This window comes from Microbispora cellulosiformans (assembly GCF_008728085.1).
Taxonomy (GTDB): Bacteria; Actinomycetota; Actinomycetes; order Streptosporangiales; family Streptosporangiaceae; genus Microbispora; species Microbispora amethystogenes.
Genome location: NZ_VYTZ01000001.1, coordinates 794818 through 820466 on the forward strand (window position 1 = coordinate 794818; position 25649 = coordinate 820466).

Annotated in this window: 21 protein-coding genes; 7 read left to right on the top strand and 14 right to left on the bottom strand. The window is 71.5% G+C overall.

Features of this window, described 5'->3' with window-relative positions:
- Positions 1–34: 34 nt before the first annotated feature.
- On the top strand, positions 35–1912 hold the full coding sequence (locus F5972_RS03355; RefSeq protein WP_150930890.1) for an acyl-CoA dehydrogenase family protein: 1878 nt from the start codon (positions 35–37) through the stop codon (positions 1910–1912).
- 106 nt (positions 1913–2018) lie between these two features.
- Here the strand turns inward: F5972_RS03355 and F5972_RS36890 are convergent, their stop codons facing one another.
- The 6 genes from F5972_RS36890 to F5972_RS36895 form a co-directional block, all read right to left on the bottom strand.
- Positions 2019–2177, bottom strand: coding sequence for a hypothetical protein (locus F5972_RS36890; protein WP_191909916.1), 159 nt, complete (start codon positions 2175–2177; stop codon positions 2019–2021).
- Positions 2178–2838: 661 nt separating this feature from the next.
- Entirely contained in the window at positions 2839–3984 is a 1146-nt protein-coding gene (locus F5972_RS03360; RefSeq protein ID WP_150930892.1) for an acetyl-CoA C-acetyltransferase, read from the bottom strand.
- Between the two features lie 116 nt (positions 3985–4100).
- Complete coding sequence (locus tag F5972_RS03365) at positions 4101–5204, bottom strand: hypothetical protein (RefSeq protein WP_150930894.1); 1104 nt, start codon at positions 5202–5204, stop codon at positions 4101–4103.
- An 81-nt stretch (positions 5205–5285) separates the two neighbouring features.
- On the bottom strand, positions 5286–6200 hold the full coding sequence (locus F5972_RS03370; RefSeq protein WP_150930896.1) for a class F sortase: 915 nt from the start codon (positions 6198–6200) through the stop codon (positions 5286–5288).
- A gap of 9 nt (positions 6201–6209) precedes the next feature.
- The gene (locus tag F5972_RS03375) at positions 6210–7130 is read right to left on the bottom strand and encodes a hypothetical protein (protein WP_150930898.1); all 921 of its coding nucleotides are present in this window, start codon (positions 7128–7130) and stop codon (positions 6210–6212) included.
- 156 nt (positions 7131–7286) lie between these two features.
- Entirely contained in the window at positions 7287–8420 is a 1134-nt protein-coding gene (locus F5972_RS36895; protein ID WP_191909917.1) for a hypothetical protein, read from the bottom strand.
- Between the two features lie 151 nt (positions 8421–8571).
- On the opposite strand from F5972_RS36895, the gene F5972_RS03385 reads away from it, so the two are divergent.
- Positions 8572–9393, top strand: coding sequence for a hypothetical protein (locus tag F5972_RS03385; protein ID WP_150930900.1), 822 nt, complete (start codon positions 8572–8574; stop codon positions 9391–9393).
- 55 nt (positions 9394–9448) lie between these two features.
- Here F5972_RS03385 and F5972_RS03390 read toward each other — a convergent pair whose 3' ends face one another.
- Positions 9449–10510, bottom strand: a complete 1062-nt coding sequence (locus F5972_RS03390) for a class F sortase (protein WP_150930902.1) — start codon at positions 10508–10510, stop codon at positions 9449–9451.
- A gap of 11 nt (positions 10511–10521) precedes the next feature.
- The gene (locus F5972_RS03395) at positions 10522–11910 is read right to left on the bottom strand and encodes a hypothetical protein (RefSeq protein ID WP_150930904.1); all 1389 of its coding nucleotides are present in this window, start codon (positions 11908–11910) and stop codon (positions 10522–10524) included.
- 238 nt (positions 11911–12148) lie between these two features.
- Between F5972_RS03395 and F5972_RS03400 the strand changes: the two genes are divergently transcribed.
- Entirely contained in the window at positions 12149–13294 is a 1146-nt protein-coding gene (locus tag F5972_RS03400; RefSeq protein WP_150930905.1) for an acyl-CoA dehydrogenase family protein, read from the top strand.
- Here the strand turns inward: F5972_RS03400 and F5972_RS03405 are convergent.
- Complete coding sequence (locus F5972_RS03405; RefSeq protein ID WP_150930907.1) at positions 13291–14796, bottom strand: FAD-dependent monooxygenase; 1506 nt, start codon at positions 14794–14796, stop codon at positions 13291–13293. The genes F5972_RS03400 and F5972_RS03405 overlap by 4 nt on opposite strands.
- 73 nt (positions 14797–14869) lie before the next feature.
- Here F5972_RS03405 and F5972_RS03410 point away from each other — a divergent pair, with 73 nt between their 5' ends.
- Positions 14870–15607, top strand: a complete 738-nt coding sequence (locus F5972_RS03410; RefSeq protein ID WP_150930909.1) for a TetR/AcrR family transcriptional regulator C-terminal domain-containing protein — start codon at positions 14870–14872, stop codon at positions 15605–15607.
- Here the strand turns inward: F5972_RS03410 and F5972_RS36900 are convergent.
- From F5972_RS36900 to F5972_RS03420, 3 genes are all read right to left on the bottom strand, one after another.
- Entirely contained in the window at positions 15573–15734 is a 162-nt protein-coding gene (locus tag F5972_RS36900) for a hypothetical protein (RefSeq protein ID WP_191909918.1), read from the bottom strand. The two genes, F5972_RS03410 and F5972_RS36900, sit on opposite strands and share 35 nt — an antisense overlap.
- Before the next feature lie 42 nt (positions 15735–15776).
- Complete coding sequence (locus tag F5972_RS03415; protein WP_150930911.1) at positions 15777–18002, bottom strand: ATP-binding SpoIIE family protein phosphatase; 2226 nt, start codon at positions 18000–18002, stop codon at positions 15777–15779.
- A gap of 120 nt (positions 18003–18122) precedes the next feature.
- Positions 18123–18827: a metal-dependent transcriptional regulator gene (locus F5972_RS03420; RefSeq protein WP_150930914.1), complete on the bottom strand. Its 705-nt coding sequence runs from the start codon at positions 18825–18827 to the stop codon at positions 18123–18125.
- Between the two features lie 75 nt (positions 18828–18902).
- Here F5972_RS03420 and F5972_RS03425 point away from each other — a divergent pair, with 75 nt between their 5' ends.
- Positions 18903–19544: a UdgX family uracil-DNA binding protein gene (locus tag F5972_RS03425; protein ID WP_150930916.1), complete on the top strand. Its 642-nt coding sequence runs from the start codon at positions 18903–18905 to the stop codon at positions 19542–19544.
- Here F5972_RS03425 and pdxH read toward each other — a convergent pair.
- Positions 19522–20166 (bottom strand): pyridoxamine 5'-phosphate oxidase, encoded by a 645-nt coding sequence (gene pdxH / locus F5972_RS03430; RefSeq protein ID WP_150930918.1) that lies wholly within the window; start codon positions 20164–20166, stop codon positions 19522–19524. The genes F5972_RS03425 and pdxH overlap by 23 nt on opposite strands.
- Positions 20167–20336: 170 nt before the next feature.
- Between pdxH and F5972_RS03435 the strand changes: the two genes are divergently transcribed.
- A complete protein-coding gene (locus F5972_RS03435; RefSeq protein WP_150930920.1) occupies positions 20337–21443 on the top strand; it encodes a citrate synthase 2 in 1107 nt (368 codons plus the stop codon).
- Positions 21444–21540: 97 nt separating this feature from the next.
- Here F5972_RS03435 and F5972_RS03440 read toward each other — a convergent pair whose 3' ends face one another.
- Complete coding sequence (locus F5972_RS03440; protein ID WP_150930922.1) at positions 21541–24291, bottom strand: ABC transporter substrate-binding protein; 2751 nt, start codon at positions 24289–24291, stop codon at positions 21541–21543.
- A 123-nt stretch (positions 24292–24414) separates the two neighbouring features.
- Between F5972_RS03440 and serC the strand changes: the two genes are divergently transcribed.
- On the top strand, positions 24415–25527 hold the full coding sequence (gene serC, locus F5972_RS03445; protein ID WP_150930924.1) for a phosphoserine transaminase: 1113 nt from the start codon (positions 24415–24417) through the stop codon (positions 25525–25527).
- Positions 25528–25649: the final 122 nt, after the last annotated feature.

The following is a 25649-nucleotide window of genomic DNA, read 5'->3' on the forward strand; positions in this document are numbered from 1 at the left end:
AGCACAGCTCGCTTCACCGCCGAGGAGGCCGACCATGACGACCGATTACGCCAAGGCCCGAGAGGTGGCCGAGCAGGCGCGCGAGACGGAGTGGACCCGCCCGAGTTTCGGCAGGCAACTCTTTCTCGGAGACTTCCGGCTGGACCTGGTGCACCCGGCTCCCCGCCTGAGCGAGGAGGAGGTCAAGAAGGGAGACCAGTTCCTGCGCGTCCTGCGGACGTTCCTGCAGGAGAAGGTCGAACCCGCGCTGATCGAGCGCACCGCCGTGATCCCGGACGAGGTGATCAAGGGCCTCGCGGCCATCGGCGCGTTCGGCATGACCATCGAGGAGGAGTACGGCGGGCTAGGGCTGAGCCACCTGTACTACTGCCGGGCCCTCGCCCTCGTGACCTCGTGCTCCCCCGCGCTGAGCGCGCTGCTGTCGGCGCACCAGTCCATCGGGGTGCCGCAGCCGGTGCGGCTGTTCGGCACCGAGGAGCAGAAGCGGCGCTTCCTGCCGAGGTGCGCGCGCGGGGAGATCTCGGCGTTCCTGCTGACCGAGCCGGACGTCGGCTCCGACCCCGCCCGCCTGTCGACGACCGCCGTACGGGACGGCGACGACTACGTCATCAACGGCGTCAAACTGTGGACGACCAACGGCGTCGTGGCCGACCTGCTGGTCGTGATGGCGCGCACCGGCGCCAGGATCTCCGCCTTCGTCGTCGAGGCCGACGCCCCCGGCATCACCGTCGAGCACCGCAACGCGTTCATGGGCCTGCGCGGCATCGAGAACGGCGTGACCCGCCTCCACCAGGTGCGGGTGCCGGCCGAGAATCTGATCGGCCGCGAGGGGCAGGGCCTGAAGATCGCCCTCACCACGCTGAACACCGGGCGGCTGTCCCTGCCCGCCACCTGCGTCGGCGCGGCGAAGTGGGCCACCAAGATCGCCCGGGAGTGGGGCCGCGCGCGGGTCCAGTGGGGGCGCCCGGTCGGCGAGCACGAGGCCGTCGCCCGGAAGGTCGCCTTCATCTCCGCCACCGCGTACGCGATGGAAGCGGTGGTGGACCTGGTCGGCCGGCTGGCCGACGACGAGCACAACGACATCCGCATCGAGGCCGCCCTGGCCAAGCTGTACGGCTCGGAGATGGGCTGGCAGGTCATGGACGAACTGGTGCAGATGCGGGGCGGCCGCGGCTACGAGACCGCCGAGTCGCTGCACGCCCGCGGCGAGCGCGGCGTGCCGGTCGAGCAGATGCTGCGCGACCTGCGCATCAACCGCATCTTCGAGGGCTCGACCGAGATCATGCATCTGCTCATCGCCCGGGAGGCGGTGGACGCCCACCTGTCGGTCGCGGGCGAGCTCATCGACCCGAAGGCCGACCTGCGGGCCAAGGGCCGTGCGGCCACCCGGGCCGGCGCCTTCTACGCCAAGTGGCTGCCGGGCCTCGTGACCGGTCCGGGCCAGATGCCCACGTCGTACGCGGAGTTCGGCCCGCTGGCCCGGCACCTGCGGTACGTCGAGCGGACCAGCCGCAAGCTGGCGAGGTCCACGTTCTACGGGATGTCCCGGTGGCAGGGACGGCTGGAGCACCGGCAGGGGTTCCTGGCGCGGATCGTCGACATCGGCGCGGAACTGCTCGCGATCACCGCCGTCTGCGTGCGCGCGCAGGAGGACTCCGCCGAGTTCGGGCTCAAGCCGTACGAACTGGCCGACACCTTCTGCCACCAGGCCCGGGCGCGGGCCGAGGCGCTGTTCGACCGGCTGTGGGAGAACACCGACGCCCAGGATGTACGGCTGGCCCGGCGGGTGCTCGACGGGCGGTACACGTTCATGGAGGAGGGAATCGTGGACCCGTCGCTGGACGGGCCGTGGATCGCCTCGCAGCGCACCGGACCGGCCACGTTCGACGACGTCCACCGCCGCATCGGCTGAGCCGCCCCTGTTCGGACCCGGACTGTGCCCGGAAACGGGACGGGCCCCGCCCCGCGACACTGCGGGACGGGGCCGGGCCCGTGGAGCGGGGATGAGCCGGGTGGGCTCACACGTCGTAGCAGTACATCCAGCCGTAACCCGACACGTAGCAGCGGTACCAGCCTTCCGGCTGCATCGCGTTCGCCGGGGCGGACAGGACGCCGAAGGTGGTGACGGCGACGGCCGTGGTGGCGAGGACGGCGGCGGCGCGCTTGATGGACTTCACTGGTATCACTCCTGGTACGTGTGTCTCTCTGACGCATATGAGTAGACACGACGCCACTTGGGACGATCTGGGAGTCGACTTGGACTCCGCTTGTGCTCGGGCGGTCGCTTAGTTGGATGCCCCCAGGAGCCCGAAAAGCCTTTGTGCCCGGTTGTGGCGCCTTGTTAGGGTCACCGGCATGTGGATTCTCTACGGCGACCGCTGATCAGCCCACGCTGATCCGCTCAGCTTTCCGGCCCTGTCCATCCGACGCGGCGGCTGAGTGACGGCACCTCGGTGCCGCGTCTCGACGTACCAGGAGATCCCTTATGCGTACTCGCGTGTCCGGCAGAAGCGGCGACGGCGGCAAGCAGAGCCCGCGCACCCCGCAGCCCCGGCGTTCCTTCCCACCACCGCCGCGTCAGATCCCGGCGCCGCCCATGCGGCCCGTACGGCAGCCCAGGCGGCTCCCTAAGGCCAAGTAGGCCGTTCCACCCACGCCAAAAGGGGCACTCCGGCCAGCCTGGAGTGCCCCTCTTATCGTTGCGACGAGAGCGCCTGGAGTCGTCGTAACCGGCGCTCACCCGCCTCCTTCACCCGGAGTCCCACCAGCACAGATCGACGCGTAACCCAGGGGAAGCCGGGAGGACCGTCGCTCGGGTTGGCGGGCCGGGGGGATGGGTCAGAGCCGCTCGATGATGGTGACGTTGGCCTGGCCGCCGCCCTCGCACATGGTCTGCAGGCCGTACCGGCCGCCGGTGCGCTCCAGTTCGTGCAGAAGCTTGGTCATGAGGATCGCGCCGGTGCCGCCGAGCGGGTGCCCCAGGGCGATCGCGCCGCCGTTGGGGTTGGTCCTGGCCGGGTCGGCGCCGATCTCCTTGAGCCAGGCCAGCGGCACCGGGGCGAAGGCCTCGTTGATCTCGATGACGTCCATGTCCCCGATCGAGAGCCCGGTCCTGTCCAGTGCCTTGCGGGTGGCCGGGATCGGGGCCGTCAGCATGTAGACGGGGTCGTCCCCGACCAGCGCCAGCGTGACGATCCGGGCGCGCGGGACGAGTCCGTGCTCGCGCACCGCCCGCTCGGACGCGATGAGCAGCGCGCCGGAGCCGTCGGAGATCTGCGAGGAGGTGGCCGCGGTGATCCGGCCGCCCTCGCGCAGCGTCTTGAGCCCGGCCATCTTCTCCAGCGTCGTGTCGGGCCGCGGCCCCTCGTCGTCGGTCACGTCGCCGACCGGGACGATCTGCTCCCTGAAGTGGCCGCCCGCGATCGCCTTGGCCGCCCGCTGGTGGCTCTCGTAGGCGTAGACCTCCAGGTCCTCCCGGGTGAAGCCCCACTTCTCGCACATCAGCTCGGCCCCGCGGAACTGGGAGATCTCCTGCGTGCCGTACCGCTCGACCCACTTGTCACCGAACGGGAACGGCATGCCCTTCTCCAGGGCGGCCGTGATGCTCGACCCCATCGGGACGATCGACATCGACTCCACGCCGGCCGCCACGACCAGGTCCTGGGTGCCCGACAGCACCCCCTGCGCGGCGAAGTGGACGGCCTGCTGCGACGACCCGCACTGCCGGTCGATCGTGACGCCGGCCACGGTCTCCGGGAGACCCGCGCTCAGCCAGGCGTTGCGCGCGATGTCCATGGACTGCGGGCCGAACTGCATCACGCAACCCATGATCACGTCGTCCACGGCGGCGGGATCGATCCCGGTGCGCTCGACCAGCGCGGAGAGCGTGTGCGCGGCCAGGTCGACCGGATGGACGGTGGAGAGCCCGCCCTTCTTCCTGCCGACCGGCGTGCGGACCGCCCCGACGATGTACGCCTCTGCCACAGTGCCTCCCGAGCAAAACCGAGCAATGTTCGGTTAGTGAGAGGTTACACCAGAGCTTTCGTCAGGGCGGGCGCGGTAAGGGCCGGGTTCAGCTGAGCGGGTTCAGGCGAGCGGGTTCAGGCGAGCGCAGGTCCGGCGTATCCCCCGGGAAGCGCGTCGGCGGGCTCGGCGAGCTGGAAGCCACGGCTGTCGGCGGCGATCCCCTGCAGGCGCTGCGCGATCTCCAGCGCCACCGCCGCCCGACGCACCAGCGCGTCCCGCGCGACGGCGACCGCGTCACCGTCGGATGCGTCGCGGTCGGACACGGCACCGCCTTCCGCCTCCCCGGTGTCCGCGGCGCCGGTCTCCGCAGCACCAGTGTCCACAGCAGCGGTCTCGACCACACCGGTGTCCGTGGCGCCGACGTCCAGGGCGTCCGGATCACCCAGGTTCTCGGAACGCGCGGCCTCCTCGCCCGGCGCGACGGGAACCTCCTCGCCCGGTGCGGCAGCGGCCTCGTCCTCGGCGCCCTCGGCGTCTACTGTGCCTCCGGCCGCCTCGGCGGTGGTCCGCGTCTCCTCCGTACGGCCGGCCGGCGAGACTCTCACGACGGCGATCTCCGTGAGGTACGGCCAGCGCGCCTGGGCGACGGGCGGGACGCGGTGGCCCTCCTCGATCGTGACCACCAGTTCGTCGTCCGCGTACACGTCGGCCACCCGGCCCCGGCGCACGGGGACGTGGACGACGCCGTCGACGAGCTCGCCCTCCGGCCACCTACCGGCGTCCACGGCGTCCGTGTGGAGCAGCCCCGCCAGGATCGGCAGGACCTCCTCGGGTTCCGGTACGGCCGGCAGGTAGACCACCGGATCGCCACCCGCCTCCTCGGCGGGGTCGACCGGCTCGCCCTGGCACACCGACCAGCCGCCCAGCCGGTACGCGATGCCCTCGGCCAGGCTCTTGTCGAAGAAGTCCACCGGCAGCGGGCCGTCGGCGGCGATGCGGCATGCCCAGAGCGGCTCATCGCCGGGGACGCCGAGCTTGGCCAGGAGGTCCGGGCCGAGCTCGATCGGTGGCTGGACGCGCGAGCCGCCCACGAGGACGTCGTCCCCGTCCGGTCTCGCCTCGGGATCGGCGAGCTGCGCTATCGCCAGCAGCGTCTTCGGGTCCGGCCGGGCGGGCAGCAACGCCGTGGGGCCCGTGCGCAACCGGCCGGGGAGCAGAAGATTCGACAACCAGCCCACAAGGCCCTCCTCATGATCGGTCGAAGAGACGATAGCCCTACCGGGGCGTTCTCCACGACCCTTTCGGGCGGGCCGCCCGGTTCAGGACTTCGTCTTCGCCAGGCGGGTGCCGGTCATCAGGGCGTAGACGATGACGTTGTCGGTGTAGTGACCGGTCGTGTGGTTGTAGGTGCCGCCGCAGGTGATCAGCCTGAGCTCGGCGTCCGCGGCCTGGCCGTACACCCGGCTGGTGGGGAACGTCTGCTTGTCCGCCTGCTCGATGCCGCCCACGGTGAAGACCGCGACTGTCCCGTCCATGCGGGTGACCTCGATCGTGTCGCCGTACGCGAGCTCGTGCAGGCGGCTGAAGACGGCGCTGCGCGAGACGGTGTCCTTGTGGCCGAGCATGACGGCCGGACCGGCCTCTCCCGCGGTCGGGCCGCCCCGATACCAGCCGACGAGGTTGTGGTTGTTGATCGGCGGGGTCTGGATCGCGCCGGCGCGGTCGAGACCGACCGAGGTGATCGGCGCGTTCACGCCGATCTTCCGGATGATCAGGCGCTTGGGCGTGGACGGCTGCAGCGCCGGAGCGGCCGGGAGCTTCGGCAACGGCGCCGGGGCGTTCGCGACCGCCTGCGTCAGCGGCTGCCCCGCGCCGCCCGGACCCACCGACGGAGCCAGGCCGTTCGGCGGCGCCACCATCTTGTTCAGCGACGTACGGCTCGACGGAGCGTACTCGTCAGGGTGGTTCACCATGATCACTACACCCACGAGCACAGTGACCAGCCCCACGATCGCCGCCGTGATCAGCACGCGGCGGGCCGTCTGCGCGACGCCGCCCGGAGGCGGCTCCGGCTGCGGCTGCGGCTGCTGCGCGGGCTGCATCTGAGGGGGCAGCATGACCGGCTGGAAGACGGGCTGGCCGTAGACCGGCTGCGGGTACCCCTGACCGCCCGGCCCGGGAGGCATGCCGTACGGCTGGCCCGGCGGGAACTGTCCAGGTGGCGGGGTCGTCATGGCGCCGTCCTACTGCCTCGCCGGCCTGCGCCGGGTCCGGAGCACGAGCCCGCCGCCCCCCGCCGCCAGCATCAGCGCGGTGCCGGTGAGCACGAACAGGCGCGCGTCGGGGCCGGCGTCCCCTCCGCCGCCGGTGGCGGCGCCGCCCGCGGGCGTGTGGGGAACCTGCTCCTGCCTGGTCGTCGCCTTGTCGGTCGCGGGCTTCGCGGTGACCGTCTCGTACACGGTGCGCGTGCCGCGCGGCGTGGGCGTCGCGCTCGGCGTGGCGGAGGGGCTGGGAGTGGGGGTCGTGCTGGCGGAGGCCGTGACCGCGATCGTCGCCGAGGCGGGCGTCGTGTTGGTGCCCGACGACGCGATCACACACGTGTAGAGCAGGGTGGGCGTCGTCGTGACGGTGCCCGTCCCGGCGGGCGCGTACATATTGATCTTGAAGTCCTTCGCCGTGAGAGCGACGGACGTCGCCCCGGCGGAGGGCGTGATGGTCAGCGTCGCCACCGGCAGGGCGGGCATCGTCCCCTGGGCGGTCACGTTCGCGGTCACCGTGTTGGTCGGCGAGGGCGTGGAGACGCCCGCGGTCGCGGTGGCGGGCAGCACCGTGGCCGCCACGCTGGGCAGCAGCTGGAGCGACGCGCCGCTCTCGATCGCCACCGGCGCCGGGAACGGCGACCCCGCCGTGGTGACCGGCACGATGGTCAGAGTCGCGGTGTACTGCGTGCCGGTCCCCGCCGCCCGTGGGTTCTCCGTGAGCGACACGGTGAAGTCATGGGTGACGGCGGTGGCCGTGGTGGCCGCTGGCGAACAGGTGTAGCTCACCGTCTTCGAGTCGGCCTGCGCGCCGAGCGCGGTCAGGCCGAGGAGGACGCCCGCGCTGACTACGCCGGCCGCGGCGGCTCTCCCGGCGACCCGGCCCCGCGCCTTGAACTTCAGCACTGACTTCTCTCCCCTACTTGTGCTCAGGATGAACAGGCGTACCAGCATTCCAGAGTACGGTCACGACAGGGTAGAGAGTTTACGGACAAAAGCCCCAACATTGCCGCCGATTCCCCAAATCTGGTCATGTTTTCGTTATCTTCACGTCACGCCACGCTACCGTCCGCCGTACGGGCGGGGGTTCGGGCCGAACCTGCGGAGCAGCAGCCCTCCGGCCGCGGAGGCGGCCATCAGTAGCAGACCGGTCAGCACGACGACCCGGGCGTCCGGGCCCGCGTCGCCGCCCGCGCCCGTCTGCGCGCCGCCGATCGGGGTCCTGCTGACCTGCGCGGTCACCGTGTGGGAGACGGTCGTGGTCGCCTTGGCCGTGGCAGTGTGGGTGACTCTGGCCGTCGCGGTCGCCGTTGTGGTCGTGGTCTCGGTCGGGCTGGGCGTCGGTGTCGTGTCGTCCGCGTCACCGGTGTCCGACGGGCTCGGCGAGGCGGATGACGATGGGGACGCCGAGGCGGCGACGGTGAGCGCGAGCGTGGCCCCGGACGCGGTGGCCGGCAGGGTGCACGTGTAGAGCGCCGCTCCCGTGCCCGTCCCGGACGGCAGCAACCGCAGCGTGAAGTCTCCCGCCGTCACGCCTATGACCCCGGTGGCCGTCGGGGCCAGGGTGACGACCAGTTCGGGAATCGGCGACAGGGTGGCCTGCGCCGCCACGGGCGTCCCGGCCGTCACCGTCGCCGAGGGGCTCAGCGTGCGGCCGCCCGCCGCGGCGAGGGATCCCTTCGGCGGCTCCGACTCGTCCGGGGACGGGGTCGAGTCGGAGCCGCCCGGCGGATCCGTGTCCTCGTCAGACGGGCTCGGAGTCGGTGTAGGTGTCGGAGTCGGAGTCGGAGTCGGGGTGGGTGTCGCGCTGGCGCTCGGGGACGGCGAGGGGGACCCGCTCACCACGGGCGTGCCGGTCACCTCCATCACGCCCTCGGCGACCACGACGTCGTCCACCGCGATCGCCGTCGGCGCGAGCATCGGCTTCTGGCCCTCAGCGGTCGTGGCGGGGGCCATGCGCCAGGTGATCGGGACGTTGCCGCCCACCGCGGGGTTGTCGGGCCCGAGCAGGGTCACGCTCACCGGGTAGGTCCCCTGGCCGCCGCCCAGCGCGTCGCAGGAGTAGACGACGGTCGTGGTCTGGCTCGCGGCGAGCACCGGCCACGTCATCAGCGCGAACGCCGCCGTCGCTCCGGCCGCCACCCGCACCGCGATTCGTCGCCGGGCATTCCGCTGCCGGGCGCTGGGGTCGGCCACGACGTCTCTCCCGCCACCTCAGTCGCGTACAGATTGGCCATCAGTCTCCCAGGAGTTGACCATCGCCATAACCACATGCACCGAGAAGTCAGGAAATTCTCAGGGAACCCTCATGGACTTCCGGCGGTAAGCAGGACGGAGGTGACTGAAGATGAGACGACTGATCCTGGTCCTCGCCGCACTGGCGGCGGTCCTGGTGACGGCGCCGCCCGCACACGCCCGGGCGGGGTTCTGGGCCGTCACCGAACTCGACCCGCTTCCCGCGACGCTGCGGCCCGATGTGTCCTACACGGTCGGCTACTGGGTGCTGCAACACGGCACGCATCCGTACGACGACAACGGCGCGCTCGGGCCGACCGGCCTGCTGCTGACGGGAGAGGACGGCACGACCCTGAGTTTCGGTGGGACGCCGTTGCCGGATCCCGCCCACTACGCGACGACGATCACGGTGCCGGCCGGGCGGTGGCGGGTGCAGGGCGTGCAGGGCAAGTTCGCGCCGTACGAGGTCGGGACGCTCACCGTGCCGGGAACGCTGAAGCCGGCCCCGCCGCAGTACGCGGTGCAGGCCGGATCTGAGATCACGGACTACTGGGGTCAGGTGAAGCCGCCGGGGTTCCCCTGGAAGGCGGCGACCGTGATCCCCGCCCGCGCGCCGTTCGCCACCCCGTCGGGCTCCGCGTCGGAGCAGAAGGCCGGTCAGGCGACCGCGCAGGCTGCTGGGCAGGCAGGGCTCGCACCGCCGTCCTCGCAGCCCGCGGCGATGCGGGCGAGCGGAGCCACGGCCGCGAGCGCCGGCGACTCCTCACCCTGGCGGCAGCCGTACGCGCTGATCGTGGTGGCGCTCGCGGCGGTGGCCGGAACGCTGCTGGTGCAGCGCGCGGTCCGGGCCGCTCGCGCGGCCAGAAGCCGCGAGCCGTACGACCCGCCCGAGCGCGAGGCGCGGGAGGGCGAGGAGGTGATCGGCCTGGGCTGACCACCCGCGCGGGGTGAGGGGCGCGACGGCGCCCCTCACCGGCGGTCGGGCCGGATCACTTGCCCTTGGTCGACGTCAGCGTGGCGTAGACGACGATGTTGTCGGTGTAGCTGTGCCGCTTGGCGTTGAAGACGCCGCCACAGGTGATCAGCCGCAGCGACGACGTGATCGTGTTGCCGTAGACCCGCTTGGTCGGGAACGCCGACTTGCTGACCTGCTCGATCCCGTCCACCGTGAAGATCGCCGTCTTGCCGTCCGCGCGCAGTACGGCGATCTTGTTGCCGCGCTTGAGCTCGCGCAGGCGGCTGAACACGGCCGCGCCCTTGCGGGTGTTGACGTGGCCGAGGATGATCGCCGGCCCCTGGTCGCCGGGGGCGGGCCCGAAGCGGTACCAGCCGGTGAGGCTCGGCCTGCTCAGCGGCGGCGCCTGGATGACGCCGGACTTCTGCACCCCCACGGAGCCGACGCTGGCCTTCACCCCGATCGACGGGATGCTGATCTTCACCGGCCTGCCGGTCACCTTCTTCGCCGCCGCCGTGCTCGTCTTCGCCTTGTTCGAGGTCGCCTTGTTCGAGGACGAGGAGACCGGCGAGGAGGACGACGAGGCCGTGGTGGTGGTGAGGGCCAGCGGGCCGATCGGCTGGATGGCGGGCAGCGGCGGCGGCGCGGTGGGGTTCGCCGCCGTCAGTGGCACGCCCGGCCCGCCCGGGCCGACGGTCGGAGGCAGGTACGCCTCGCTGCCGACGTCCTGCACGTTCAACTGGACGCCCGGCACCTGCTGAGCGGTGTTCTGGGAGTCACCGGGCGACAGCACGGCGAGCATGCCCGCCATCACGGCGGCGATGCCGCCGAACGACCCGGCCACGAGCAACGTCGCGAGAACCGGCTGCGGAAGGCCCTTCCGCTTCCCCGCCGCGTCCCCCTGGCCGCTCTGCGGACTCTGCGCGTTCGGCATGCCCTGCGCGTTCGGCACGGTCGCGTTCGGCACGCCCTGGGCACTCTGAGCGTTCTGCGCGCCCTGGCCGCCCTGCACGTTCTGGCCGCCCTGCGCCTTCTGTGCGGCTTCGCCGCTTTGTGCGTCCTTGGCGGGGGTGCCGCCCTCGGGAGTCGGGTTCATCGTCATCCTCCTCAGCCCCGCTCGCCCGCGTGCGCCGCCCTGCGCCGCAGAAGTGCCACACCACTGAGCACGCCGATCGTGAGTAGCGCGCCACCCGAGCCGAGCAGCAGCGGGCCCGAGGCCGCCATCCGCTCCGGGGCCTCACCGGTCTGCGCGCCGCCCTGCGGGGTGACCGCCACCTGGGCCACCGTCGGTGTCGCGGTCAGCGTCACGGTCCGTGTCGCCGTCGGCGACGGAGTGCCCTTCACGACCACACTCGTCAGATAGCTCTGCGTCGCCGCCGCCGACGGAGACGAACTCGGCGTCGTGCTCGGCGTGCCCGACGGTGACGGGCTGTTGCCACCGGGCGTGCTGCTCGGCGAAGCGCTCGGCGACCCCGACGGCGAGGTGTCCGGCGAAACGGACGGCGAACTGTCGGGGGACGGACTGGTCGGCGTGTCACCACCGCCGATGTTGACGCGGATGGCCGTCGGCTTCTTCACCGGCTCGCACCGCGCGCGGAACTGCTTCGGCGGGTCGAGCAGCGCCTCGGTGACCACGCGGAAGCCGTCCACCATCGCCCACTTGGCGTCGGTCTTCTTGACGACCAGCGTGTGCTCGCCATAAGGCAGCTTGCGCATGCCCCAGAGGGTGTAGTTGCCCTGGTTGGCCACCACGACCGGCCGGCCCTCGGTGTCCTTGGACGCGTCGGCGGTCGCCGGGATGCCCGGCTTGCCGTCCACGGTGAACCGCACCTGGCCGGCCCGGTAGTCCTGCTCCGTGATGAAGTCGACGCCGGTGCCGGTGAACGTGAAGCTGGCCTCGGCGCCGTTCACCTCGGATGCGTGCACATCCTCGTGAATGTCCTTGTTCTGGGCCGGGCGGTCGTTGTAGTCGGTCCAGTCCGTGCCGACGTAGGTCACCGCCGGATCGTCGTCGTTCACCACGGTCTCGGCCGCGGGCGGGGTGAAGTCGATCAGGAGCCGGCGAGGCACGACCTCGAAGACTCCCGCCTCTGTCGTGCTGACCGAGCCGGACACGAGGTCGGGAAGCTCAAGCGGCCCGCCGTTCTGCAGAAGGATCTGGTCCTTGGACCCGACCGAGTTGAGTTCGCCGGTCCACAGTTCGTCGGTGACGCCGACCACCCCGGTGGCGGTGAGTCGGGCGCCGGGCTGGAACAGGCCCGGCGACAGGAAGCGTGTGTTGTTCCGGTAGGCCAGGGACCACCTGACGTCCAGGGGCTGGCCGACGGCCAGGGCCGTCTGCAGGGTGAGCGTCACCTTCAGGTCCACCCCGGCCGCCCCGGCCACCCCACCGGTGCAGTGGTAGTTCATGTCGACCTGGACGGTCTCCGCCTGCGCCGACATCGACGGTATGACGATCGCCGCCGTTCCGGCCAGGCCGAGGGCCAAGGCGGCCATGGTCCTAGGGAGGCCCGCTCTCCACCGTTTCACCACATACTCCGATCAAAGGTCCGCGCCCTGGCGGGCCTACAGCAAACGCGAGCTAGATCTTAGAGGCACGGAAGTGGTCAAAGGGGTCGTTATGGCGATGGTGTCGGAGTTGTGACCCGCCGTTAAAGGAGGAGCCGATCGACCGGGGCCCTACCAGAATCGTATTCTGGTGCCGCTGACCGTTCCTGCTTCGGAGGCGTACCTGATGCGGCGAGACCTCTTCGACGAGGAGCACGACCTCTTCCGTGAGACCGTCCGTGAGTTCCTGGCCCGCGAGGTCGTCCCTCACCACGCGCAGTGGGAGAAGGACGGCATCGTTCCCCGCGAGGTGTGGAAGAAGGCCGGCGAGCTGGGCATGTTCGGCTTCTCGGTACCAGAGGAGTACGGCGGCTCGGGCATCTCCGACTTCCGCTACAACACGGTGATCGTCGAGGAGATCATCCGCGTCGGCGCGACGGGCCTGGGCTTCGGCCTGCACAACGACATCATGGCGCCGTACCTGGTCGATCTCACGAACGACGAGCAGAAGCAGCGGTGGCTGCCGGGCTTCGCGTCCGGCGAGCTGATCACGGCGATCGGGATGACCGAGCCGGGAGCCGGGAGCGACCTGCAGGGCATCCGCACCACCGCCGTACGCGAGGGCGACCACTACGTGGTGAACGGCCAGAAGACCTTCATCACCAACGGCATCAACTCCGATCTCGTCGTGGTCGTCGTCAAGACCGACCCCTCGGCGGGCGCCCGCGGCACGTCGCTGCTGATGCTGGAGCGCGGCATGGAGGGCTTCACCCGCGGCCGCAACCTGGAGAAGGTCGGCATGCACGCCCAGGACACGGCCGAGTTGTTCTTCCAGAACGTCCGGGTGCCGGTGGCCAACCTCCTCGGCGACGAGGAGGGCCAGGGGTTCTTCCAGCTGATGAACAACCTGCCGCAGGAGCGGCTGTCGATCGCGGTCGCGGCCGTGGCGGCGGCGGAGACCGTCCTGGAGGAGACGATCGCGTACTGCCGCGACCGCACGGCCTTCGGCCGGAACCTCGGCAAGTTCCAGAACACCCGGTTCCTGCTGGCCGAGCTCGCCACCGAGGTCGAGATCGCCCGCCACTACGTGGACAAGTGCGTACGCGCGCTCAACGCCGGGGAACTGACGGCGGTGGACGCGGCCAAGGCCAAGTGGTGGACGACCGAGCTGCAGAACAGGGTCGTCGACCGGTGCGTCCAGCTGCACGGCGGCTACGGCTACATGCTGGAGTATCCGGTCGCGAAGGCGTGGCTGGACAGCCGCGTCCAGACGATCTACGGCGGCACCACCGAGATCATGAAGGAGATCATCGGCAGGTCGTTCCGCTTCTAGCCGTCCTGCCCCCGGGCCAGCAGGCGGCCGAGCACGCCGCCGAGCCGTTCGGGGGCGCCTTCGGCCCGCCAGGCGACGTACCCGTCGGGGCGCACCAGCAGGGCGCCGCCCGGCGGGATCTCGGCCAGATCGACGGCGTGGGCGTCCAGGCCGAGCCGGGCCGCCTCGGCCGTCCAGACAGCGCCGCCGGACCGCCTGGTGAAGACCGTGAACCGCGACCGTACGAGGTCGAGGGTGGACACGCCCTCGGACACCCAGGCGTGCGGCATCCGGGAGCCGGGGGAGCCGTCGAGGCAGGCCACGACGTCCTCGGCCGAGGGCGGTCCGGGCCGCGGATCGATCACGGCCGCGGAGACGTACCGCTGGCCGAGGTGGACGACCGGGGCGTTGATAGCACCCGCCCGCGCCCTGGCCTCGGCGGCGGCCGGGCCCTGGCCCCAGTGCAGGGCGGGGTCGGACATCCGCACCAGCGCCTGCTCCATGGTGAGCGAGGCGACCGGCCGGCGTTCGGCGTCGTAGGTGCCGAGCAGCGCGGGACCGGCCTCGCCGCGGAGCACGAGGGCCAGCTTCCAGGCCAGGTTGTGCCCGTCGGCGACACCCGTGTTGAGGCCGAAGGCGCCGAGCGGCGGCACGGCGTGCGCGGCGTCGCCGGCCAGGAACACCCGCCCCTGCGCGAACCGCTCCGCGACCTGGGCCCGCGCCCGCCAGACCAGCGTGCTGAGGATCTCCACCTCCAGGTCCGGCACTCCGGTCGCGGCGCGGATCAGCGCGGGGGCAGGCTCCCGGTCGAGTCCGGTGAGGAACACCCACTCCTTCTCGCCGTCGATCGTGACGAGCATGCCCGGCGCGGCCGGATCGGTGATCTCGCAGGCCACGAAGTGCCGTCCACGGACCAGCTCCCGCAGGTCGGCCCGGAACAGGATGTTCTGCCCCGGTTCCGTGAGCGCACCCGGACCGGTCAGGCCGACGCCCAGCGCGGCCCGGACCCCGCTGCGCACGCCGTCGGCCGCCACCAGGTAGCGGGCCCGCACCCGCTCTCCCGTGGACAGCACGGCCGTGACGCCCTCCTCGTCCTGGGCGAACGAGACCAGCCCGGCGCCGTACGCCACGGTCGCGCCGCGCTCGCGGGCGGCGGCCAGCAGCACGGGGTCGAGCCGGTTCTGCGGGCAGGGGCCGCGTAACGCGGCGGGGCTGTAGGGCGCCTGCCGGGGGACGGCGGGCGCGGGCGGGGCGGTCTCCGCCAGGTCGGCCAGGGTCCGCGCCCTGACCCTGCCCAGGGCTCCCGCCGACCAGTCGAGGGCGACCGCGTCCACCGCGCCGGCCAGGCCGACCTCCCGGAGCATCTCTGCCGTCCGGACGCCGATCCCCGTGGCGCGCGGGTGTGCCTGTGGCCCCTCGTTGCGCTCCACCAGCAGCGTCCCCACTCCGTGGTGACTCAGGAAGACCGCCGTGGCCAGCCCGACCGAGCCGCCTCCCACGACCAGCACTTCTGTCGTCCGCATGACTCTCCCTCCATCTGTGGGCACGGTGTTCCCTTTTCGGGAACACTGTACCCACACCGGTACGATGGGCGCCATGGGTGCGGAGAGCTCACTTCCGGGCCGGGTGTGGGGCCGGGAGCGGCCCACGCCCCGGCGGCAGGCGCCGACGGTCGGGCGGATCGTCGAGGCGTCGATCGCGCTGGCCGACGCCGAGGGGCTCGACGCGCTCTCCATGCGGCGCGTCGCCGCCGATCTCGGCTCGGGCACGACCTCGCTCTACCGGTACGTGACCGGGCGCGACGAACTGCTGGAGCTGATGGTCGACGCGATCGCGGGCGAGACGGAGCCCGCCCCGCTGACCGGGGACTGGCGGGCCGACCTCGCGGCGATGGCGCGCGGGCACCGGGAGACGCTCCTGCGCCATCCCTGGCTCGGCGCGGTGATGGCGACCCGGCCCGCGCTCGGCCCGAACTCCCTGCGCCACATGGATCACGCGCTCGCCGCCGCCGGGCAGCTGACCTCCGACATCACGCTGGCGGCCGGCGTCGTCGCCCTCGTCGGCGACTATTTGGCGGGAGCCGTCTCCCGCGAGGTGGCCGAGCAGGAGGCGCAGCGCCGGACCGGCCTGACGGAGGAGCAGTGGCGGGCGGGGGTCGGCCCGTACATCCGCGAGGTGATCGAGAGCGGCGCCTACCCGCAGTTCGCCCGCCGGGTCGTCGAGGCCCGGGACCAGACCCACGGCGAGCGGTTCGAGTTCGGGCTGGCCTGCCTGCTTGAGGGAGTCGCCGCGACGTGCGTCAGCGGTGCTGCTGGCCCCACAGGAGCAGCATGACCAGCACGAACACGATCATCACCCCCGCGTAGGCCATCGTGCCCAGCCGGAAGAACCGGCGCACCTTGTTCAGCAGCCACGCGAACAGGAACGCCAGGAAGACCAGAAGGATGAGTCCGGGGTCCATGACGATCAGTATGCGCGTCTTTCTCCGCCCGCGCGCGGCGAGCTACCGGCCGCCGATGGGGATCTCGAACCAGACCGCCTTGCCTTCACGGGTCGGACGGGAACCCCAGCGCCGGGCGAGTTGGTCGACGAGGTAGAGGCCCCGGCCCCCCTCGTCGTTCTCCCCCGCGCTGCGGATGCGCGGCAGGCGCAGGTCCTGGTCGAAGACCTCCACCCAGACGGACTCCCCGCCCCGGCGCAGCCGGAGGGTGAACTCCTTGTCGCCCGCCATCTCCTCCTCGAAGCCCGGCACGTCCCACGACTCGTCGAACGGCAGCGGCGGGCCGTCGAGCACCAGCTCGCGGCGCGGTACGCCGGCGCTGGCGGCGTGCAGGACCACGTTGGTCACGACCTCGGAGACCAGCAGGCAGGCCAGCTCCGCGCGCTCCTCGGGCACCTGCCACGCCTCGAACGCCTCGGACGCCATCCGCCGGGCCTCGCTCACCATGATCGGCTGTGCCGGGAAAGTCCGCTCCTGCGACTGCAGTTCGGTGCCGGCCGCGCGGACGACGAGGATGGCCATGTCGTCGTCGATCTCGCCGGGGACGGCCCCGGTGGCGAGGTCGGCGATGCGCTCGACGGACTCCGCCGAGGACTTGGCCAGTTTCTCGCGGAGCACCGTCATCGTCTCGTCGTCGTCGTACGAACCCGCGGCCGCGTCGCGCGGCGGCCTGCGGTCGACCAGGCCGTCGGTGTAGAGCAGCAGGGTCGCCCCGGCCGGCAGGATCCTGGTCTCCTCCTTGTAGACCAGGTCGGCGTGCATGCCCTTGGCCCGCACCCCGAGCGGCTGGCCGACCTCGGTGATCTCCAGGTCCCTGACCTCGCCGTCCACGAGCAGCAGCGGCGGCGCGTGCCCGGCGTTGGCGAACCACAGCTGCCTCGACCAGGCGTCGTACACCATGTACTGGCAGGTGACGATCGGCGGGTTGGTGATGTCGGCGCCGAAGTCGTCGTGCTCCGGCGACGCGACCACACGGGTCCACTCGTCCAGCCGGGCGAGGATGTCGGCGGGCGGCTTGTCGTCCTGGGCGAAGGCCCGCAACGCGGCCCTGAGCTGGCCCATGACCGCCGCGGCCTTGGCCCCCCGGCCCTCGACGTCGCCGATCACGATGCCGACCCGGCCCGCCGACAGCGGGATCACGTCGTACCAGTCGCCGCCCACCTGGGTCTGGATGCCCTGGCCGTGGGTGGCGAGCGGGGCGGCGGGGAAGTAGCGGTGGGCGATCTCCAGCCCGTCGAACGACGGCAGCACACGCGGGAGCAGGTGCTTCTGGAACGACTCGGCGGTGTGCCGCTCCTCCTCGAACAGCAGCGCGTTGTCGACGGCGAGCGCGACGCGGGTGGCGATGGCGCCGACGAAGTCGCGGTCGAAGGTGTCGTAGTGGGGCGAGTGCCGGTTCGTGAGGTTGGACAGGATCAGGTACATCAGCCCGAGCGTCTCGCCGCGCACGCACAGGGGGGCGACGATGGCGGAGGTCACCCCGATCTCGCCCCACAGGCGAGCCTCGCCCTCACTCGGCGCCGGATAGCTGACCTGGGAGAAGTCCTCAACCATGATCGTCTCTTGGCGGCGCAGCGCGGTGTCGGCGAAGTGCCCGAGGGGGTAGGAGATCTCCGCGCCCACCGGCGGCCAGGAGCCCGGCGGCGGCGTCCAGCCGTTCACGTGGGTCGAGACCTTGCGGACCAGGCGGTCGCCCTCGGCCAGTTCGATGAAGCAGTGGTCGGCGAACTGCGGGACGAGCGACTCCGCGACCCGGTTGAGCGTCTCCTCGACGTAGAGGGAGCCGGCCAGCCGTTCGCCGATCCGCTCCAGCAGGCCGAAGCGGTCCTTCTCGCGCTCGTTGCTGCGCATCGCCTCGCGCGCGGTGATCACGATGCCGGTGATCGAGCCGGACGGATGCCGCAGCGGCACCGCCTGGGCCCGTACGTAGATCAGCGTGCCGTCGCCGCGGACCACGTCGAAGGTGCCCTCCCACACGCCGCCGCGCAGCACCTGCTTGGCGAGGTCGGCCGCGAGCGGGTGGTCGTGCTCGGAGATGCCGAGCGTACGCAGCGACTCCCGGCCCGGATTGGCGCCCACCCGGCCGAACAAACGCTCGGCGAAGGGGTTCCAGTAGAGGACGTTGCTGAACCGGTCGGTCACGACCACGGCCATCTCCGCGTGGTCCAGGACGGAACCCGCCGTGAGGCGGTCGTCCGCGTCCTGTGACAAGTCTCCCCAGCGCCTCATGCCACGACCTTCCCTTGACGGGGCGGGTTCGCTATGCCGGGCACGGGCGCTCCTGCGAAGGCTGGGTCGCGAGAAATGAAGGGACTCCCTACGGGATTCAACCAGGCACAACTCTTTCCGTCATCGTCTGGTGACGAAAACGTGAGAGGCCACATCGCGCGGAAGGTCCGCGGTCGTGCTGCCCACCTCACCATCACCTGTCACCCGTACACCGTTGTCGCTCGCCGCGAGCGTGACCTCGCGTCCGGGTTGTATCCCAACTTGCTTGAGTTTAAGCATCACAGCCGGGTCGCTTTGCACTTGTTCGCTGATTCGCCGCACGACGACGGGCACGGCGGTCGGACCCGCGAGGGTCACCATGGGAGACACCATCTCATCTCCGGCAGAACCGGGCTGCGGCACCCCCAGCTCGTCGAGACCGGGGATCGGGTTGCCGTGCGGGCAGAACCGGGGGTTCTGCAGCAGGCCGACGAGCCGGGTCTCCACCGACTCCGACATCACGTGCTCCCACCGGCACGCCTCGATGTGGACCTCCTCCCAGGGCATGCCGATCACCTGGGTCAGCAGGCACTCCGCCAGCCGGTGCTTGCGCATCACCCGGATCGCGAGCGTGCGGCCCAGGTCGGTCATGCTGAGGTGTCTGTCCCCCTGCACCTTGACCAGGCCGTCGCGTTCCATCCGCGCCACCGTCTGGCTCACGGTCGGGCCGCTCTGCTGCAGGCGTTCGGCGATCCGGGCACGGAGCGGCACGATGCCTTCTTCTTCGAGTTCGAAGATCGTACGGAGATACATCTCCGTCGTGTCGATCAGGCCGTGTGCGGTCAAGGCTCCTCCACTACTACAACGATGCTACGACCTCCCCCGCGTTCGCAGCCGACCCTATTGGGGAAGCGACCCAGGATGGGAAACATCGGAGCCCAGCGATTCCTTCCTACCGAGGTCAGCCTGCCCGCGCTTCGCGAGGCCGCGCGCCGCTGCGAAGGCTGCGATCTCTACCGCGACGCCACCCAGACGGTTTTCGGCGAGGGCGTCCCCGATGCACGGTTCATGCTGGTCGGAGAGCAGCCGGGCGACCAGGAGGACCAGGAGGGCGCGCCGTTCGTGGGGCCCGCGGGCCGCGTGCTGGACCGGGCGCTGGAGGAGGCGGGCATCGACCGCGAGGCGGTGTACGTCACCAACGCGGTCAAGCATTTCAAGTTCACGCCAGGCGGCAAACGCCGGATCCACCAGAAACCGACCGTCGGCGAGATCAACGCCTGCCGGCCGTGGCTGGAGGCCGAGATGCTCCTGGTGGACCCGGAGGTGACCGTGGTGCTGGGCGCCACCGCCGCCCGGGCCCTGCTGGGCCCGGACTTCCGGGTGACCCGCCGCCGGGGCGAGCCGGTCCCCCGGCGGGAGGGCGCCTACTACGTCGCGACGATCCACCCCTCGGCCATCCTGCGCGCGCCCGACCGGGACGAGGCGTACGCGGGCTTTCTCGCCGACCTCACGGTCGCGGCCCGGACCGCCGCCTCCGGGGTCATGGGGCCAGGCGCTCCATGACCCAGGAGCCGCGCGCGAGCCGGTAGCGGAGCCGGTCGTGCATGCGGTCCGTCTGGCCCTGCCAGAACTCGACCTCCGCGGGCGCCACCCGGAAGCCGCCCCAGAAGTCCGGCATCGGCGGGTCCTCCGGCCAGCGCTCGGCCAGTTCCCGGTAGCGGGCGTCGAGCCGCTCACGCGACTCCACCACGGCGGACTGGCGGGAGGCCCACGCGCCGATCCGCGAGCCGTACGGCCGGGAGTGGAAGTAGGCCGCGCTGTCCTCGCGGGAGATCCGGGTGACCGAGCCCTCCACGCGGACCTGCCGCCGGATGGGATGCCAGGGGAACAACAGACAGGCCCGCGGGTTCTCGGCGAGGTCGCGGCCCTTGCGAGACTCGTAGTTGGTGAAGAAGACGAACCCGCGTTCGTCGAACCCCTTGAGGAGGACGGTGCGGGCGGAGGGGCGGCCACCGGCGGAGCTGGTGGCGACGACCACGGCGTTCGGTTCGGGCAGGCCCGCGGCGACGGCGTCGGCGAACCAGAGCGCGAACTGCGTCACCGGGTCGTCGGCCATGCCGGATTCGAGCAGGGGCTCACCCTCGTAGCTGTGCCGGAGCCCGGGCAGGTGCGAAGCGCTGTCCACGGAAAGGTATTGTCGCGCGCCCGGCGCACTTCTCACCCGGTGGCCCCCAACAGGGGGAACGGCGTGGGGGAGGGGCGGCGACACGACAGTGTCACACTGCGGGTTAAATTGACCCGCCGGTATCTCGACATCAAGGCTCTGGACTTCACAAGAGAGGGAGGCGGCCGAGAATGTCCGACTTCAAACCCGGGCTCGAAGGCGTGGTGGCGTTCGAGACCGAGATCGCGGAACCGGACAAAGAAGGGGGCGCCCTGCGATACCGGGGCGTCGACATCGAAGAACTCGTGGGCAACGTCTCCTTCGGGAACGTCTGGGGCCTGCTCGTCGACGACAGGTTCCAGCCGGGGCTGCCCCCGGCGGAGCCGTACCCCGTTCCCGTCCATTCCGGCGACATCCGAGTAGACGTACAGAGCGCGCTGGCCATGCTGGCGCCCGCGTACGGCTTCCGCCCGCTGCTCGACATCGACGACGACCAGGCCCGCGACGATCTCGCACGCGCCTCGGTCACGGCCCTGTCGTTCGTCGCGCAGTCGGCCCGCGGCCTGGGCCTGCCGATGGTCCCGCAGAAGCGCGTGGACGAGGCCGAGAGCATCGTTGAACGTTTCATGGTCCGCTGGCGCGGTGAGCCCGACCCCAAGCACGTGAAGGCCATCGACGCGTACTGGACGTCCGCCGCGGAGCACGGCATGAACGCCTCGACGTTCACCGCCCGCGTGATCGCCTCCACCGGCGCCGACGTCGCCGCCGCCCTGTCGGGCGCGGTCGGCGCGATGTCCGGCCCGCTGCACGGCGGCGCGCCGGCGCGGGTGCTGCACATGATCGAGGGTGTCGAGCAGATGGGCGACGCCCGCAAGTACGTCCAGAGCGAGCTGGACAAGGGCAACCGCCTGATGGGCTTCGGCCACCGGGTCTACCGTGCCGAGGACCCGCGGGCCCGCGTGCTCCGCCGTACGGCGAAGGAACTGGGCGCGCCGCGCTACGAGGTCGCCGCCGCGCTGGAGACCGCCGCGCTGGAGGAGCTGCACGCCCGCAAGCCCGACCGGGTGCTCGCCACGAACGTGGAGTACTGGGCCGCGGTCGTCCTCGACTTCGCCGAGGTGCCGTCGCACATGTTCACCTCGATGTTCACCTGCGCCCGCACCGCCGGTTGGGCCGCCCACGTCCTGGAGCAGAAGCGCACGGGCAGGCTGGTCCGCCCCAGCGCGAACTACGTGGGCCCGAAGCAGCGCTCGATCAACGACGTGCCCGGCGCCGGCGAGGTCGTCGGCAGGGTCTGAGCCCGCCCGAGGGACCGCCGAGGGCCCGCGGCTTTCCGAGAGGGCCGCGGACCCCCGGCCGTCCCCCGCGCCCGCTTCGCTCGACGTACGCGGGCCCTCAGCGCCGGGATCCGGCCTCCTCGCCGTACACGTCGGCGAGGTGGTCGCAGACGCCGCCGGGCGGCGCGGACTCCCGCAGGCTGAGACGCCCGCAGCGGACCGCCACGCTCACGCCGCCGGCCTTCACCCGCATGATGGCGATGGTCTTGTCGACGGGGTCGTGTGCCTCCCGGCCGCCGAAGTCGATCACGCCGCTCGAACCGTTCCGGGCGAGCCGCCCGGAGACGAGTGCGAGCCGGTAGAGGAGGTCTCCCCTGCTGGGCAGCCTCCTGCCCTGGTAGGCCCGGTTGGCCGAGTCGTAGAACAGTTCGACCGCGTCGTAGCTCAGGATGAGGTTGTCCTCCGACTCGGTCGAGTCCCGGCCGAAGAGCGACTGGATGTATCCGGTGGGCTGCGTGCCGTGGTCGCGCGCCGGGTCCCGCCACAGCTCCCGGCTCGCGAGCGCGGCGTAGTACACCTGCACGCGCCTGTAGTCGCCGATCTCCTTGCCGTGATCGGTCACCACCTTGATCACGTCGTCCCCCGCGATCACCTTGACCTGGCCGTCGCTGCACTTCTCGACGGCGTCGACGAAGCCGAGGAACTCGGTGGCCCGGCCCGCGTAGAGGATCACGTCGGGATCGCGCCCGCAGGCGACCGACGTCGCCTCGGCGATCCCGCCGCCGTCCACGGTGTAGTAGACCTCGTCGCGCTCGGAGATCTTGATCCCCTGGTCGCCGGCCGCCTCCTTGTAGTCGCGGGCGAGGTTGTTGGTGTAGCTGTCTCCCGGCGACCGGTCCTGGACGATCACCGCGGTGGGCGACGCCTTCCCGGGCAGCAGCGTCTGGCGGACGAACCGCGCGACGAGCTCCGCCTCGCGCCAGTTCGTCGGGCCCATGCGGAAGTAGTAGGGGGACGGCCGCTTGGACGCCGCATCGGACGTGCCGGCGACGTCGGCGGTGTCGGGCACGTACCCGAGGTCGTCCGCGGTCGCGGTCGTGGAGAGCATCGGGATCTTGGCCTGGTGCAGCACGCTGATCGCCTCTTCGACGCCCCTGACGCTGCGCGGGAAGCCGATGACGCCGAGCGTGTGCGGGTCCTCGGCCGCCAGCCTGCTGACCAGCCGGGCGGCCCGGCGGCCCTGGCGGAAGTCCGCCCCGGCGTTGGCGATCAAGACCTGGAGGCGCGGAACGTTCCGGACCGCGCGCTGGTACTGCTCCACGGCTTTCAGCTCCGCCAGCGCCCCGGCCACCCGGCTGTCGTCCTCCGGCGCGTTCTCGCCGGGCTCGGCGGGCTCGCCGTCCGGCCGCGGACTCCGGATCGAGTACTCCCCGAACAGGACCACGTTCACGTACGCGCCGACGTTCCGGGCGGCGGCGTTGTTGTCGTCGATCTTCTTCACGACGGCGCCGATGTTCCTGCCGAACAGGTTGTCGGGGGCCGGGCCGTCCGCGTTGACGACGCCCACACACTCGTCGCCGACGAGCTCGGCCCAGGACAGGCCGCCGCAGCGCGCCCTCTGGTCCTGGTAGATGCGCCAGGCCAGGGTGACCGGACCGACGACGAGCAGCGCGATCACGCACCAGTATCCGAGCGCCCGCATCCGGCTGGGCAGCAGCCGCGGCCGGTAGTCGTCGTCGAGGGCGGGCCCGGATGTGGCGGCCAGCAGGCGCAGCGGCGGCACCCGCCGCCGCACCCGGGCCCGCCAGGCGTCGGCCAGCGCCGGCAGCTCCGTCAGGCGGCCCCCCGTGACCGCCCTCGCCTCCGCGGCCTTCGGCTCCGGCACCGCCGCCAGCACCAGCATCGGCGGCAGGAGGCCGGTCTCCTCGGTGGTCTCCTCCAGGAGGCGCAGGAACCGCTCGTTGGCGCAGCCCGGCAGCGTGGCGTCCAGGACCAGCAGGCCGTAGAGGCCGCGGCCCCAGCTCGGCCAGGGGATGATCCACTTCTGGTACGCCTGGCGGAGGTCCTGGCACATCGCGTGCACCAGCAGCCGCTCGGCGTCCTCGTCGCTCGCGCTCGCCACCCGCAGGGCGTACTGCGCCAGCCGCTCGTACGGCTTCCTGGTCAGGTACGGCTGGCGCCGGAACCAGCCGTTGAAGAACGAGCCCCGGACCGACAGCAGCCCCTGGACGACCGTGCCGGCCGCGAAGACGAGCAGGCCGAGCGCCCACGGGAGCACGCCGACCAGATCCGGCGCGCTGTCGAGCCACCAGGGGGCGTGGTCGCCGGACACCCGGGTGCTCAGCAGCACCGCGGCCAGGGTGCCGACCGGCAGCCAGGTCGTCGCCGCGCGCCCGAAGAAGTCGGCCGCCGTCCTGCGGCCCTGGTGCCCGCCGTGCCTGCCGCCCCGCCAGAGCTTGAGCCGTTCCTTGAACTCCTCCAGGCTCCCGCGCGACTGCGGGTCGGGCCAGCGCGGGGGCGGCGGCCCGCCGCGGTCCGGCTCCGGCGGCAGGTCGCGCTGCCTGCGCGCCCACAGCACGAACTGCACCAGCGAGAAGCGCGGCGGCGGCAGGAACGAGCCGCCCACCGGCCTGCCGAGCTGCCCCTGCTCCCCCGCCAGGGCGTCCACGAGGTCGTGCAGCGTGCCGTACCGGCCGGCCGCCACCGTCGCGTGCGGGAGGCAGTCCTCGAACGGCGCGGCGAGTCGGCGCGCGGCCTCGAACGCGTCGCCGTCCCGCTCGACGACGAGCACAAGGGGCAGCGGCTGGTCTGGCAGCCAGAAGAACGGCCTGCGGACGAGTTTCTCGATGACGCCGTGCACGTCGGCCACGTGGATGTCTCCCGGGAGGCGGAGTCCGTTTTCGGGGTGGTGCGCGCGCTTGAAACCCGACCATGGTGTCTCATAATCCGGACCATGGTCTAGAGCATTCGCAGGTCTCACTACGCTTGAACCGTGGCTGACATCGTGATTCCCGCTGACATCAAGCCCGCCGACGGCCGTTTCGGCTGCGGGCCCTCGAAGGTACGCCCCGAGCAGCTCGCCGCCCTCGCCGGCGAGGGCGCGAAGGTGATGGGCACGTCCCACCGGCAGAAGCCCGTCAAGAACCTCGTCGCCCGTGTCCGCGCCGGGCTCACCGACCTGTTCTCCCTCCCCGAGGGGTACGAGGTCGTGCTCGGCAACGGCGGCACCACGGCGTTCTGGGACATCGCCTCCTTCGGGCTGATCCGGGAGAAGTCGCAGCACCTCAACTTCGGGGAGTTCTCCTCGAAGTTCGCGACGGTCGCGAAGAAGGCCCCCTGGCTCGCCGACCCCTCGGTGATCAAGTCTGAGCCGGGCACCCACCCGCTGCCGGTCACGGAGGAGGGCGTGGACGTCTACGCGCTCACCCACAACGAGACCTCCACCGGCGTCGCCATGCCCATCAAGCGCGTGGGTGGCGACGACTCTCTCGTCCTCGTCGACGCCACCAGCGGCGCGGGCGGCCTGCCGGTCTCCGCCGAGGACTTCGACGTCTACTACTTCGCGCCGCAGAAGAGCTTCGCCTCCGACGGCGGCCTGTGGATCGCGCTGTTCTCGCCGAAGGCGCTGGCCCGGGTGACGGAGATCGCCGAGAGCGGCCGGTTCGTCCCCGAGTTCTTCAGCCTGCCGACCGCGATCGACAACTCGGTCAAGGACCAGACCTACAACACGCCGGCGGTCGCCACGCTGTTCCTGCTGGCCGACCAGCTCGACTGGATGAACGGGCAGGGCGGCCTCGGGTGGACGACCGCCCGCTCGGCCGACTCCGCCTCGCGCCTGTACACCTGGGCCGACAAGACGTCGTACACCTCGCCGTTCGTGGCCGACCCGGCGCAGCGCTCCAACGTCGTCGGCACCATCGACTTCGACGACTCCGTGGACGCGGCGGCGGTGGCGAAGGTGCTGCGGGCCAACGGCATCGTGGACACCGAGCCGTACCGCAAGCTCGGCCGCAACCAGCTGCGGATCGCGATGTTCCCCGCCGTCGACCCGGCCGACGTCGAGGCGCTGACCGTCTGCGTCGACTACGTGGTCGAGCGCCTCTGACGCTTCTTCACGGCGGCCGCCTCTCCGGCGGCCGCCGTTCTCGCCGACGGCCTCAGGCCGTCGGCTTTTTCTTTTTCCTCGGATCTGTAACGGTACGGGGTGCTCCGTCCAAGCAGGGGTGT

Coding starts and splice junctions, on each gene's coding strand:
- F5972_RS03355 (WP_150930890.1), top strand. CDS start 35: ATGACGACCGATTACGCCAAGGCCCGAGAGGTGGCCGAGCAGGCGCGC.
- F5972_RS03370 (WP_150930896.1), bottom strand. CDS start 6,200: ATGACGACCCCGCCACCTGGACAGTTCCCGCCGGGCCAGCCGTACGGC.
- F5972_RS03385 (WP_150930900.1), top strand. CDS start 8,572: ATGAGACGACTGATCCTGGTCCTCGCCGCACTGGCGGCGGTCCTGGTG.
- F5972_RS03390 (WP_150930902.1), bottom strand. CDS start 10,510: ATGAACCCGACTCCCGAGGGCGGCACCCCCGCCAAGGACGCACAAAGC.
- F5972_RS03395 (WP_150930904.1), bottom strand. CDS start 11,910: ATGGCCGCCTTGGCCCTCGGCCTGGCCGGAACGGCGGCGATCGTCATA.
- F5972_RS03400 (WP_150930905.1), top strand. CDS start 12,149: ATGCGGCGAGACCTCTTCGACGAGGAGCACGACCTCTTCCGTGAGACC.
- F5972_RS03405 (WP_150930907.1), bottom strand. CDS start 14,796: ATGCGGACGACAGAAGTGCTGGTCGTGGGAGGCGGCTCGGTCGGGCTG.
- F5972_RS03410 (WP_150930909.1), top strand. CDS start 14,870: ATGGGTGCGGAGAGCTCACTTCCGGGCCGGGTGTGGGGCCGGGAGCGG.
- F5972_RS36900 (WP_191909918.1), bottom strand. CDS start 15,734: ATGGACCCCGGACTCATCCTTCTGGTCTTCCTGGCGTTCCTGTTCGCG.
- F5972_RS03415 (WP_150930911.1), bottom strand. CDS start 18,002: ATGAGGCGCTGGGGAGACTTGTCACAGGACGCGGACGACCGCCTCACG.
- F5972_RS03425 (WP_150930916.1), top strand. CDS start 18,903: ATGGGAAACATCGGAGCCCAGCGATTCCTTCCTACCGAGGTCAGCCTG.
- F5972_RS03435 (WP_150930920.1), top strand. CDS start 20,337: ATGTCCGACTTCAAACCCGGGCTCGAAGGCGTGGTGGCGTTCGAGACC.